Source organism: Pedobacter sp. KBS0701, assembly GCF_005938645.2.
Classification (GTDB): Bacteria; Bacteroidota; Bacteroidia; order Sphingobacteriales; family Sphingobacteriaceae; genus Pedobacter.
Genome location: NZ_CP042171.1, coordinates 1,023,636 through 1,036,330 on the forward strand (window position 1 = coordinate 1,023,636; position 12,695 = coordinate 1,036,330).

The 12,695-nt window shown below is 39.0% G+C and carries 10 protein-coding genes; 9 read left to right on the top strand and 1 reads right to left on the bottom strand.

Annotated elements, in window-relative coordinates; translation table 11 throughout:
* Positions 1 to 88: 88 nt before the first annotated feature.
* A complete protein-coding gene (locus FFJ24_RS03985) occupies positions 89 to 1,309 on the bottom strand; it encodes a metallophosphoesterase (protein WP_168202381.1) in 1,221 nt (406 codons plus the stop codon).
* A gap of 216 nt (positions 1,310 to 1,525) precedes the next feature.
* On the opposite strand from FFJ24_RS03985, the gene FFJ24_RS03990 reads away from it, so the two are divergent.
* The 9 genes from FFJ24_RS03990 to cobA (FFJ24_RS04030) all read left to right on the top strand — a co-directional run bounded on the left by FFJ24_RS03990 (position 1,526) and on the right by cobA (FFJ24_RS04030) (position 12,367).
* Positions 1,526 to 1,972 carry an Rrf2 family transcriptional regulator gene (locus tag FFJ24_RS03990; protein ID WP_029275042.1) on the top strand — a complete coding sequence of 149 codons (447 nt, stop codon included), beginning with the start codon at positions 1,526 to 1,528 and terminating at the stop codon, positions 1,970 to 1,972.
* A 737-nt stretch (positions 1,973 to 2,709) separates the two neighbouring features.
* Complete coding sequence (locus FFJ24_RS03995) at positions 2,710 to 4,800, top strand: HEPN domain-containing protein (RefSeq protein ID WP_138822778.1); 2,091 nt, start codon at positions 2,710 to 2,712, stop codon at positions 4,798 to 4,800.
* 104 nt (positions 4,801 to 4,904) lie between these two features.
* On the top strand, positions 4,905 to 5,681 hold the full coding sequence (cobA, locus tag FFJ24_RS04000; protein WP_138822780.1) for a uroporphyrinogen-III C-methyltransferase: 777 nt from the start codon (positions 4,905 to 4,907) through the stop codon (positions 5,679 to 5,681).
* Positions 5,665 to 7,176, top strand: coding sequence for a TSUP family transporter (locus FFJ24_RS04005; RefSeq protein ID WP_138822782.1), 1,512 nt, complete (start codon positions 5,665 to 5,667; stop codon positions 7,174 to 7,176). Before cobA (FFJ24_RS04000) ends, FFJ24_RS04005 begins: the two co-directional genes overlap by 17 nt.
* Before the next feature lie 2 nt (positions 7,177 to 7,178).
* Entirely contained in the window at positions 7,179 to 7,877 is a 699-nt protein-coding gene (locus FFJ24_RS04010) for a phosphoadenylyl-sulfate reductase (RefSeq protein WP_138822784.1), read from the top strand.
* Positions 7,878 to 8,054: 177 nt separating this feature from the next.
* On the top strand, positions 8,055 to 8,960 hold the full coding sequence (cysD, locus tag FFJ24_RS04015; protein WP_138822786.1) for a sulfate adenylyltransferase subunit CysD: 906 nt from the start codon (positions 8,055 to 8,057) through the stop codon (positions 8,958 to 8,960).
* Between the two features lie 155 nt (positions 8,961 to 9,115).
* Positions 9,116 to 10,366, top strand: a complete 1,251-nt coding sequence (locus tag FFJ24_RS04020; protein WP_138822788.1) for a sulfate adenylyltransferase subunit 1 — start codon at positions 9,116 to 9,118, stop codon at positions 10,364 to 10,366.
* 420 nt (positions 10,367 to 10,786) lie between these two features.
* On the top strand, positions 10,787 to 11,251 hold the full coding sequence (locus tag FFJ24_RS04025; RefSeq protein WP_138822790.1) for a hypothetical protein: 465 nt from the start codon (positions 10,787 to 10,789) through the stop codon (positions 11,249 to 11,251).
* A 321-nt stretch (positions 11,252 to 11,572) separates the two neighbouring features.
* Complete coding sequence (gene cobA, locus FFJ24_RS04030; protein WP_138822792.1) at positions 11,573 to 12,367, top strand: uroporphyrinogen-III C-methyltransferase; 795 nt, start codon at positions 11,573 to 11,575, stop codon at positions 12,365 to 12,367.
* Positions 12,368 to 12,695 lie beyond the last annotated feature (328 nt).

Sequence of the window (12,695 nt, forward strand, 5' to 3'; positions counted from 1 at the left end):
ATCTCGACTGGAGCGCAGCGGAATGGAGAGATCTATCTAGGCAGATTTCTCGGCTTCGTTGCACTTCGCTAGAAATGACGACCTTTTTTTACTTCCTTTTCAACTCAATCACCGTAATTTCAGGCCAGATACCAATCCGGCCCGAAAAACCCAGAAAACCAAAACCTCTGTTTACATTCAAGTACCGCCCATTTTCGGTTTTAATGCCTGCCCAATGTTTATAACGGTATTTTACCGGGCTCCATTTAATACCAAAAGCTTCTATACCGAATTGCATACCATGTGTATGTCCGGCTAAAGAAAGCTGGATTTTAGAGGGATAATTTTTTACTTGTGCATCCCAATGAGAAGGATCGTGTGATAAAAGAATTTTAAAATCATCTTTACCTGTATTTTGAAGGGCTTTATTCAGATCGCCTCGCTCCCCAAAACCGATGCCCCAGTTTTCTATTCCGGCTAAAATAATCTTCTCTCCGTTTTTGTGCAGTTCTACATGTTCATCCAGCAAAAGTTTAAAGCCCAGTTCTTTATGGTAAGCTTTTAATAAGTTTAAGTTCTTGATCTTATCAGTTTCACTTGGCCATTTGATATAATCTCCATAATCGTGGTTCCCTAAAACAGAAAACTGTCCGAAAGGCGCTTTAATCTGCGAAAAATGACCGATATAAGGCACAATTTCTGATGAGGCATTATTAACCAGATCGCCCGTAAAAACAAACAGGTCGCTTTTTTGGGCATTGATCATATCGATGCCTTTTTGAACGGCTTTTGGGTTGGTAAAACTTCCCGCATGTATATCCGAAATTTGGGTCAGCGTAAAACCATCAAAACTTTCAGGCAGATCATCAAAATACAAAGTGTGTTTAATTACACGATAGGCATATTTCCCCTGGGTAATGCCGTAAGCAAACAGGGCAATGGTTAAGCAGAACATCACAAAGGCAAAATCTACCCAATAGCTGCTGCGGCCGGCAACATGAAATCCGCCAGGTTCAAAATTGGTGGATAAGCCGATTAATAAGCGGTAAACATCGCCAAGCAACAGAAAAAAAGCGAAAACAATTTCTGAAGCAAAAACAATCAGAAAAGCGTGACTGACGATTTGGAAAAACTTATTGATGCCCTGAATCCGCATGTGCTGAATGCCGAAAAATAAGGCAAAAGTTAAGCCGATAATAAACACCCAAAAAATCGGACTGAGTAAACCGGATTGATTGATGGTGCCCAAGCCCGATAATACGTATGCATTTAGGGCAAAGAATATAATTGCAACTATGATGAGCGGCAATAGATTGAGTTTTCTTTTCATTATTAAAAATCTGTAAATCAGAATAGCGGGTAAAAATAGAATTTAAACGCCCATAATTACCTACTGTTAAGGCTGGCGGTTATTTTTACGTTTGTTTGATTAAAGGAATTTCTGTTATTATGCATTATATTTATGAATATGATAGTATGATGAATTAAAATCAACTTTCCGTTGCATATTTTATAATTTACTTTCTTTTATTAGCTTTGTACAAATATGCTATCCAAAAAAACAAAATATGCCATTAAAGCGCTTGTTGCGCTGGGTAAAAATTTAGATAAACCACCTATGCAGATTTCGAAAATTGCAGAGGAGGAGCATATCCCGAAAAAATTCTTAGAACAAATTCTGCTCGATCTTCGTAATGCAGGTTTCTTGTACAGTAAAAAAGGTGCCGGAGGCGGTTATAGCCTGAATAAAAAACCAGAAGAGATTTTATTGGTACATGTAATGCGTGTAACCGACGGACCGATTGCGATGGTTCCATGTGCAAGTTTAAACTTTTACCACAAATGTGATGAGTGTGTAGATGAGAAAACCTGCGGAATTAGAAGTGCCTTTATCGATGTAAGGGATGCTACGCTTAAGGTTTTAACCGAAACCAGCATTGCCGATGTAATCGGCCGCGAGGATAACCTGAAGATCGGTATCGTTAATTTATAATTTTTTTAAAACTTTCTGCTAACGATCCGTCACCCTGACCTGTAGCGTAGCGCAAAGCTACGAAGTAAATTTATTTCAGGGTCTTTGTTGTTATAATCAAACCTGCGAGGTCTTAAATAAATAATGTTTTTGGAAAGCAGTGTTTAATGCGTGTCGGTTACGATAGTACTGCTATCGCTGCAAGTCCTCGCTCACTGTAGGCTTTCCGTTATATCAGGTTTAATCGGCAAAGAATTCCGAAGTTTCCAAGGAGTGGAGTGCAGGCAACTTCTGAAGTTTGGTCACTTTTTGCGATAATTCTGCGTTAGGGATTGTAAGGGTTCAGTACCGATCCTTCATCGGTACCGGAGCGAAGCGCAGCCCTGCAAAAGCCCGACCCTTGCGAAGCTTGGGGAACGCCCAAATCAGTTGGCAGTTATCAATTTGCAGTTTTCAGTTACTCTTATTTAAGAATTTAATACCCAGATTTCTCACCTGATTAACTTCGGGACTGCGTTTTAGTCGAAATGACATTTCTTTAATGTAATTTTTTTCACAATAAATTACGACTATTCCTATATACTTTATATATTTGGCGTATGAACTTCAATTTTATACCTAACCAGTTAACCGCTAAGCAAATGATGTGCTGTTGTTGTAAAACGCATTAACAGGAGCCTACAGATAATTTTATGTGTAAAATATGGAATGCTTCTCGGTAACAGGGAGGCATTTTTTGAATAAAGCTAACAACATATATGCAAAGTTTCAGAACAGAACTCGAAAATCCGATCGTCGAGCAGGACATCATCGATTTAGAGAATAAGATTAAAGCTTTTAGAGATGGAACCATCCACGACGAAAAGTTTAGGAGCCTTCGTTTGGCCCGCGGTGTTTACGGACAAAGGCAGCCTGGCGTGCAGATGGTGCGTATTAAACTGCCGTTTGGTAAGGTAACTTTTAAGCAGTTATTACGTATTGCCGATATTGCTGATGAGTACGGAAGTGGCAATCTGCACTTAACCACGCGTCAGGATATTCAGATCCATTATGTGAGTTTAGATAGAACCCCCGAGCTTTGGGCCAAACTGGAGCAGGATGATATTACTTTGCGCGAAGCCTGCGGAAACACGGTGCGTAATGTAACCGCATCTCCAAATTCGGGCATCGATGCGGAAGAGCCTTTTGATGTTTCTCCTTACGCACAAGCGGTATTTGCGTACTTTTTGCGTAACCCAATCTGTCAGGAAATGGGGCGTAAGATTAAAATTTCTTTTTCTTCCAGCGATAGGGATACCGCTTTCAGCTATATTCACGATTTAGGTTTTATTCCGAAAATTAATGAAAATGGCGAACGTGGGTTTAAAGTTTTATTTGCAGGTGGTTTAGGTGCACAGCCTTTCCTGGCAAATGCCGTTCACGAATTTTTGCCTGAAGATCAGTTAATTCCTTTTACCGAATCTGTGCTTCGTGTATTTGATCGTTATGGCGAACGTACCAACCGTAACAAAGCACGGTTAAAATACCTGGTTCAGAAATTAGGTTTAGAAGAGGTATTGCGTCTGGTTGCCGAAGAGCGTATTGCCAATAAAGTAAAAACTTTTAAAATAGATATTAATACGGTACCTCAGCCAACTTTGCCTTTAGAGCAGGAATACCCTGCGGTAGAAATATTAAACGAAGCCCATTACAAACACTGGTTAACCACCAATGTAATGGAGCAGAAACAGGCCGGATTTTATGGTGTGTATGTGAAAGTTCAGGTGGGCGATATCAAAACAGATAAGGCAAGGGCTTTTGTTGATGCCATCAGGTTATATGTTGCTGATGAAATCAGGATTACCCAAAACCAGGGACTATTATTGAAGTTTGTACGTAAGGAAGCACTACCTTCATTATATGCGGCTTTAAATAAAATTGGTTTTACAACAGCGGGCTTTGATAGTTTGGCCGATATTACCACATGTCCGGGTACAGATACCTGTAACCTGGGTATTTCGAACTCAATGACATTAGCTGAAGTTTTGGAAGAGGTGATTTATACCGATTTCCCTGAGTTTATCTACGAGAAAAACATCAAGATCAAAATCAGTGGTTGTATGAATTCTTGCGGTCAGCACGGCTTGGCCGAAATCGGTTTCCACGGAAGCTCGGTAAAAGCTGAAGGAAAAGTGGTACCGGCTGTTCAGGTGATGTTAGGTGGCGGTACTGTTGGTAACGGCGTTGGCCGGGTGGCAGAACGTGTAATTAAAGTACCTTCTAAAAGAGCAACAAGTGTTTTACATTTCATTTTAAATGATTTTAAGGCGAATAACCTCGAAGATGAAAACTTCCACCAATATTATGATAGAAAAGGGAAAGACCATTTTTATCAGTTATTAAAACCATTGGCCGATTTAACGAACCTGCAAACAGAAGAATTTGTAGACTGGGGACATGTTGAAGAATTTGTAACGGCCATTGGTGTTGGAGAATGTGCCGGTGTGGTGATTGATTTAGTGGCTACTTTATTATTAGAGGCCGACGAAAAATTTGGTTGGGCAAAGCAAAACTTAGATAAGGGTGCTTATGCCGACGCCATTTATCATACCTATAGCACTTTTGTAAGTGCAGCAAAGTCTTTATTGTTGGATAAAGGCGTAAACAGCAGTACCCAGGTTGGCGTGATCCGCGAATTTGATAACCACTATGTAGAAACCGGCGAATTTAACTTACCGACCAATTTCTCAGACCTGGTTTTACAGATCAATAAAAACGAACCAACGGCAGAATTTGCCCAAAAATATTTCGATGAAGCCAGTCAATTTTTAAATCAGATTAAGGAAAAAAGAGCGGTATTAGCGAAATAGAAGGAGTTAATAATTGAGTGATAGCATTAATGAATGATTACAAACACTCGCTGATAAAATATTCTCTCATTCAAACTTCAATCATTCAAAATTAAAATACAAAGATGAGCGATCAGAAATTAAATATAGAATCAAAAATTACCCTTTTAGGTGCAGGTCCTGGAGATCCGGATTTATTAACCTTAAAAGGGGTGAAGGCTTTGCAAACTGCTGATGTGGTATTGTACGATGCTTTAACCAACGAAGCTTTATTGGAGCATGCTCCGGCAGCCGCCATTAAAGTTTATGTAGGAAAACGTTCAGGTGAACATTCTTATCCGCAGGATACCATCAATAAACTGATGATTGATTATGCTTTAAATTACGGACATGTGGTACGTTTAAAGGGCGGCGATCCGTTTGTTTTTGGCAGGGGATATGAGGAACTGGATTATGCCGCATCTTACAGCATTCCGGTAAGTGTTATTCCGGGTATTTCGAGTTCTATCGGTGTACCAGGTTTGCAGCAGATTCCGGTTACGCACCGTGGCATGAGCGAAAGCTTTTGGGTAATCACCGGTACAACCACATCCGGAGAAGTTTCAGCAGATATTTACCAGGCAGCACAATCAAAAGCTACGGTATTGGTACTGATGGGACTTAAAAAATTACCTAAAATTGTAGAGATTTTTAAAGCGGCAGGCAAACATAATTTACCAACTGCTGTGGTGCAGAACGGATCGGCAGAGGATGAAAGATTGGTTGTTGGAGTAGTTGAAACCATAGAAAGTTTGGTTCAGCAAGAAAATATTAAAGCACCAGCTTTATTAATTTTTGGAGAAGTTGTATCATTACATCCATCATTTAAGAAATTAATTAAACAATATGCAAGTATTGCCTAACCAACCTGATAATGCAATACCTTTTTCGGAAGAAGAAAAAGGTAACCAGCTCTTTCCAGTTTTTGTGAAGCTGAACAAGCTGCGTACATTATTAATTGGAGCAGGCAATATTGGGCTGGAGAAGTTAACGGCGATTGTAAATAACAGCCATAGTGCTACCATTACTATTGTGGCAGAAACGGTATCGCCGGAGGTTTATGCACTTGTCGCAAATTACCCGCTCATAAAAGTTAAGCAGAAAAGTTTTGATATCGACGATTTAAACGATATTGATATCGTTTTTGCGGCAACCAATAACCATATTTTAAATGAAGAGATCAGAAAGGTAACGCACGAGCGTGGTCTGCTGATCAACGTGGCAGATAAGCCAGAACTATGCGATTTTTACTTAGGATCAATCGTTCAAAAAGGCGATTTAAAGATTGCCATTTCTACAAACGGTAAATCGCCAACCATTGCCAAACGTTTAAAGCAGATTTTAAATGAGGGTTTACCCGCAGAACTGGATGAAACCCTACAGAATATGAGCGCTTTGCGCCAAACTTTAAACGGCGATTTTTCGGCAAAAGTTAAAAAACTCAATAAGGTTACCCAAAGCTTGATCAATCCTAAAAAAAGCTTCGCAGAGCGGAATATTAAATGGTTGATCTGGGTGGCATCAGTTTTATTGATAGGCGCAATCGGACTTTCGCTTTGGAATACCGAACCCGAATTTCAGACGTTTTTGATCAACATCGATCCATTGTTTTATTGGTTTTTAGGTGCTGGATTTTTATTCGCCTTAATTGATGGGGCAATCGGAATGTCTTATGGGGTAACAACAGCTTCCTTTTCACTAGCTATGGGTTTACCGCCTGCATCCGCAAGTATGGCCATCCATATTTCTGAGGTAATGAGTAATGGGATTGCAGGGTGGATGCATTACAGGATGGGGAATGTGAATTGGAAACTATTCAAAATTTTAATTCTTCCTGCCATAATCGGTGCAGTTTTAGGTGCCTATATCCTTTCCTCATTAGAACATTATAGTGCTTATGTTAAACCCATTGTGGCGGTTTACACCTTGTTTCTAGGAGGAGTTATTTTAATGAAAGCGTTTAATATCAAGCGTAAAAAAGCAGATCAAAAAATCAAAAAAATTGGACTATTGGGTTTTTTTGGTGGCTTTATCGATGCGGCTTTTGGCGGTGGATGGGGATCGATCGTTTTATCGAGTTTAATTGCGGGCGGCCGTCACCCTTTGTTCTCATTGGGTACGGTAAAAATCAGCCGTTTTTTTATTGCCACTTTAAGTTCGCTTACCTTTTTCACCATGTTGGGCGGCAAACACTGGGAAGCTGTTTTAGGCTTAATTATTGGTAGTGCAATCGCATCGCCAATTGCCGCAAAAGTATCGAACAAAATTTCTGCAAAAACCATTATGGTTGCTGTGGGGATTATTGTAATGATTGTGAGTTTGCGGAGTGTGATTATGTTTATTTTAAAATTAATTTAGTGATGGAGAACCTAGAAGATATAAAAGCAGCACTGGCAGGTTTGAATACAATTGATAAACTGAAATTTTTGGCAGATCAATATGCCGGCCGTATTATATTTTCAACCAGTTTTGGTTGGGAAGACCAGGCGATTACACATTTGATCTTTGCCAATAATATACCGATTAAGGTTTTTACCTTAGAAACCGGACGCTTGTTTCCAGAAACTTATTACGTTTGGAACCGTACCTTAGAAATTTATAACAAGCCGATTCATGCCTACTATCCGCAAAATGAGCTGTTGCAGGATATGGTGAATACCAAAGGCCCGAGCAGCTTTTACGAATCGGTAGAAAATAGAAAAGAATGCTGTTACATCCGTAAAATTGAACCATTAAAAAGAGCATTAAAAGGGAATGAAATCTGGATAACAGGCATCAGGGCTGATCAGAGTGCCAACCGTGAGGATATGCACGATTTAGAATGGGACGAAGGCAACCAGTTGGTTAAATTCCACCCAATATTCGATTGGACTTTAGAGGATGTGAAAGCATACATTAAAGAAAACAACATTGTTTACAATACGCTGCACGATAAAGGTTTTCCGAGTATAGGATGCGCCCCATGTACAAGAGCAGTACAGCCAGGCGAAGATTTTAGAGCCGGAAGATGGTGGTGGGAAGACCAGAGCAAAAAAGAATGTGGCTTACACGCTACTTAAGGTATAAGGCGGAAGGCTAAAAGATAGAAGGTTTATATTCCTTACTAATGGAACGTTGGAATATCCCAACATTCAAACCTTCCAAACATTTTAAACAACAATAACAACAACAACAAGTTGAGTAATTGAGCGATTTAACATTCAATCATTCAACATTCAATCATTCAACATTTGATAATGAGTACATATAATTTTGATTATTTAGATGAACTAGAGGCCGAGGCTATTCACATTTTGCGTGAAGTAGCAGGTCAGTTTGAAAAACCGGCCCTATTATTTTCGGGTGGAAAGGATTCAATTACTTTAGTTCGTTTGGCAGAAAAAGCTTTTCGTCCGGGGAAATTTCCTTTTCCTTTGGTACATATAGATACCGGCCATAATTTCGAAGAAACCATCACTTACCGTGACCAGATGGTAGCAAGAATTGGCGAAAAATTAATTATCGGTTCGGTGCAGGAATCTATCGATCAGGGTAAAGTAGTAGAGCAGACCGGTAAAAATGCCAGTAGAAATGCTTTGCAAACCGTAACCTTGCTTGATACCATTGCAAAATACCAGTTTGATGCCTGTATTGGTGGTGCCCGTAGGGATGAAGAAAAAGCAAGAGCAAAGGAACGTATTTTCTCTGTCCGTGACGAATTCGGTCAGTGGGATCCAAAACGCCAGCGTCCTGAACTTTGGAACATTTATAACGGTAAAATCCATAAAGGTGAAAATATCCGCGTATTCCCGATCAGTAACTGGACAGAATTAGATGTTTGGAACTATATCCGTAGAGAGAAAATCGATTTGCCAAGTATTTATTTCTCGCACGAACGTGATTGCATTACGCGTAATGGACAATTGATGGCTGCTTCTCCGTTTTTAAATATGGATGATGAGGATATAATTGAGCGCAAGCAGGTTCGTTTTCGTACGGTAGGCGATATGTCGTGCACTGCTGCGGTAGAATCGGATGCCACTTTGATTGATGATATTATTTCAGAAATCAGTGCCTCTAAAATTTCAGAACGTGGCGCCCGTATGGACGATAAAGTTTCGGAAGCCGCAATGGAAGATAGAAAAAAGGGAGGGTATTTTTAACAGAGAATCAAGTATATAGTATCAAGTATCAAGATTGAAAATTCTCTTGATACTAATGTCTTAATACTCAATACTAAATACTCTATACTTGATACTAAATACTTAATACTAAAAAAGCCAACCCAATCATTAAACATTAAAACATTACAATAATCGTGAACATATTAAAATTTTTCACAGCAGGCAGCGTAGATGATGGTAAAAGTACCTTAATTGGCCGTTTGTTATATGATACAGATTCTATTTTGGCTGATCAGTTAGAAGCTTTACAGAGTTCGAACCGCAAAAATGACGATGGGTCAATAGATTTAGCCATTCTTACCGATGGTTTAAGGGCAGAGCGCGAGCAGGGCATCACCATTGATGTAGCTTACAAATACTTTCAGACAGAGAAACGTAAATTCATTATAGCTGATACCCCGGGACACATTCAGTATACCAGAAATATGGTTACAGGCGCGTCTACTGCTAATTTGGCTATTATTTTAATCGATGCCCGCAACGGCGTGGTAGAACAGACCATCCGCCACTCCTATATTGTTTCCTTATTAGGCATTAAACATGTAGTGGTTTGTATCAACAAAATGGATATGGTTGGCTATAACGAAACGGTTTACAGTTCAATCATTGAGAAATATAAAATCCTTGCTCAGCAATTAAAGCTTGCCGATGTAACCTATATTCCGGTAAGTGCATTAAAAGGTGATAACATCGTACAAAATTCCGGCAACATGGATTGGTATGAAGGAGAAAGTCTGTTACATTTCTTAGAGAAAGTAGATACCGATAATTTAGATAAATCGCAATTGGCGCGTATGCCCGTACAATGGGTGGTTCGTCCGCAAACAGCAGAACTGCATGATTACCGTGGTTATGCCGGGCGTGTATTGAGCGGAACCTTTAATTTAAATGATAAAGTTACTGTTCTTCCTTCAGGAGCCGGCTCTATTGTAGAGAAAATAGAATTTTTTGATGAGGCACTTGATGCTGCACATGCTGGTCAGTCGGTTATTATCCATTTAAAAGATGATGTGGATATCAGCCGTGGCGATACCATTGTAAATGCATCGGCTTTGCCACAGGAAACAAAACTGATTGAGGCTGATCTTTGCTGGATGGATACCCGTGCGCTAGATACTTCGATTATGTACAACATTCAGCATAACAGCAAGATTACTAAATGTAAAATCAGCGAAATTCTACATAAGGTAGATATCAATACGCTTGAGAAACATGCTGCAGATGAATTTAAATTAAACGATATTGGCCGTGTGATTGTGAAAACCGCGGATGCCTTAGCTTTTGATTTATACGACGATAACCGCGCAAATGGTTCTGCCATTTTGGTTGATACACGTACTAATTTAACTGTTGGTGCATTGATGTTCAGGGCGGCAGTGGAGTAAAATGTAAAATGGAATAATGTAAGATGGATGATGAGGGAATAACCAATTTTCAATGATCAATTAGCAAGTGTATTAAGAGTTGGCCACGAGGCTTGGTGACACGGAAAATCTAAAGCGGTTTGTCATCCTGACCGTAGTAGAAGGATCTTTGAGTATGGAAAATGGAGGATGGAAAATAATCAGATTTGTATTTAACTCATTAATCCTAAAATCATACAATCCTGAAAATCCTAATATAGAACCACAACCAAATATAATAATGAAAGCTTTAGATTGTTCTAAAGTGAAAGCAATTTCAGTGGGGTGCCAGACGGTATCCCATTTTCGTTGCAAGGTTTTTTGTATATTTAGATTATGGAAAAGGTTAAAATTTTTCATCTCCTTATTACATTACAAAACTGAAGCCCTAATCCAAACCACATGAAAAAAAATCTTATATACCTCGTATTTGCTACTGTTCCTTATGTTTTTGCTTGTAACCAATCAGAAAAGAAGACTGATACTGCAAAAAAGGATTCCGTGATCAATCAAACCTGTTATGCGGCTTTCTTCGAAAAAGACAGCGCGGCCATGATTGTGAAAACGATGGCATCTGGTAAAGTGACAGGATCCTTATTGGTAAAATATGCTGATAAACCTGAAAATAATGGTAAAATCGACGGCAAGTTTAATGGTGATACCTTATTGGTTGATTATCGCTTTAATACCGGTAAAGATTCCACCAAAGCTTTTACCAATCCATTGGCATTTTTAAAGAAAGATGGTAAACTCATTATGGGCGTTGCGCAGATTGAAACTACGCTGGGCAGGTCATACTTCGTTAAAGGCAAACCCATTAATTACGAAGCCGGTAAGTTTACTTTTGCAGAAGTGAATTGTAAATAAAATCTAATTTGTCATCCTGAACGTAGTGAAGAATCTTTAAAGTCGAGATTTCCATAGCGAATTACCAAAATTTTGTCATTTCCAGCGGAGTGCAAAGCGGTCGAGAACCATGGAGTGCTCAGCGAAGCTAAATCTGTCTAATAGATCTCTCCATTTCACTGCGTTCCAGTCGAGATGATGACGCTTTAATTGAGATTTTTTCCACTAATAATATGCTATAAGTGAGGCAATGAAATTATTTTGAAATAAATTACTACAATTCCCATAGACTTTATATATTTGTATTATTAACAAACGTATAACAAGCATAAACTTTCTGTTATGATTTTGAATAAGGTAGAAAAAAAGAACATTGAACCAAAAATTACTTTAATAGGTGCTGGTCCTGGCGACCCGGACTTATTTAGTTTAAAAGGTGTTAAGGTATTAAAAACAGCTGATGTTGTTTTGTATGATGCAAATGTGAACGAAGCCTTATTGTGTCATGCGCCAGATGGTATTCCTAAAGTTTATGTAGGCAAACGTTCTGATGATGAATCTTTTTCACAGGATGCAGTGAACAAGCTGATTATTGATTATGCTTTAAACTACGGTCATGTGGTACGTTTAAAAAGTGGTGATCCGTTTTTCTTTGCGAAAGGATATGAAGAAATTGATGCCGCAGAATCGTACAGTATTCCAACTGAGATTATTCCGGGCATTTCGAGCGCAACTGGTGCACCAAGTTTGCAGAAGATCCCGATGATTTATAAAGACCTGAGTGAAAGTTTCTGGGCAGTAACCGGAACAAATAGCAGAGGCGAAATATCAGAGGATTTATATATCGCTGCAAAAACGAAAGCTACAATTGTTGTTTTGAACGGAATTGAAAAAGTAAAAGAAATTGCAGCAATTTTCCAGGCAGAAAATAAAAACCTGTTGCCTGTAGCCGTCATCCAGAATGGATCTACTCCACAGGAAAAAATTGCGATTGGTATAGTAGATACCATTGCCGAAATTGTTGAAGATAAAAAAATTGATGCGCCTGCGCTATTGGTTTTTGGCGACGTGGTTTCATTACACCCTCAATTTCAACCGATCCGCGATTTTTACGAAATCATCGCCGAAGAATACTAGATATTTTTAAACCAAAAAATATATTTGTTTTGTTGTGAAAAACCGCTTATGGATTTAAGCGGTTTTTTCGTTTTTTTATGCCCCGTAGATTAATATCATGTGGGGAATTACCCTGACTTGTTTCAGGGTCTACCTAGCAGGAAAGATGTTGTTTCTTTGCGTATATGTGCGCAATACCATTAATCGTTTGTTCCCGCAGATTTAAGATGATTACCGCAGAATAAATTTATGTTTTTGCATTTTGCAGAAACCAACTTTGTTTATAAGCCTGATTGAAACGTAAAGCCCACAGCATAGCGAGGACTTGTAGTGTAAAGCAGGGCTGCTA

Excerpts from the sequence above, each read along its gene's own strand:
- cobA (WP_138822792.1), top strand. The coding sequence starts at position 11,573 with ATGATTTTGAATAAGGTAGAAAAAAAGAACATTGAACCAAAAATTACT.
- FFJ24_RS03985 (WP_168202381.1), bottom strand. The coding sequence starts at position 1,309 with ATGAAAAGAAAACTCAATCTATTGCCGCTCATCATAGTTGCAATTATA.
- FFJ24_RS04010 (WP_138822784.1), top strand. The coding sequence starts at position 7,179 with ATGGAGAACCTAGAAGATATAAAAGCAGCACTGGCAGGTTTGAATACA.
- FFJ24_RS04005 (WP_138822782.1), top strand. The coding sequence starts at position 5,665 with ATGCAAGTATTGCCTAACCAACCTGATAATGCAATACCTTTTTCGGAA.
- cobA (WP_138822780.1), top strand. The coding sequence starts at position 4,905 with ATGAGCGATCAGAAATTAAATATAGAATCAAAAATTACCCTTTTAGGT.
- FFJ24_RS03995 (WP_138822778.1), top strand. The coding sequence starts at position 2,710 with ATGCAAAGTTTCAGAACAGAACTCGAAAATCCGATCGTCGAGCAGGAC.
- FFJ24_RS04025 (WP_138822790.1), top strand. The coding sequence starts at position 10,787 with ATGAAAAAAAATCTTATATACCTCGTATTTGCTACTGTTCCTTATGTT.
- FFJ24_RS03990 (WP_029275042.1), top strand. The coding sequence starts at position 1,526 with ATGCTATCCAAAAAAACAAAATATGCCATTAAAGCGCTTGTTGCGCTG.
- cysD (WP_138822786.1), top strand. The coding sequence starts at position 8,055 with ATGAGTACATATAATTTTGATTATTTAGATGAACTAGAGGCCGAGGCT.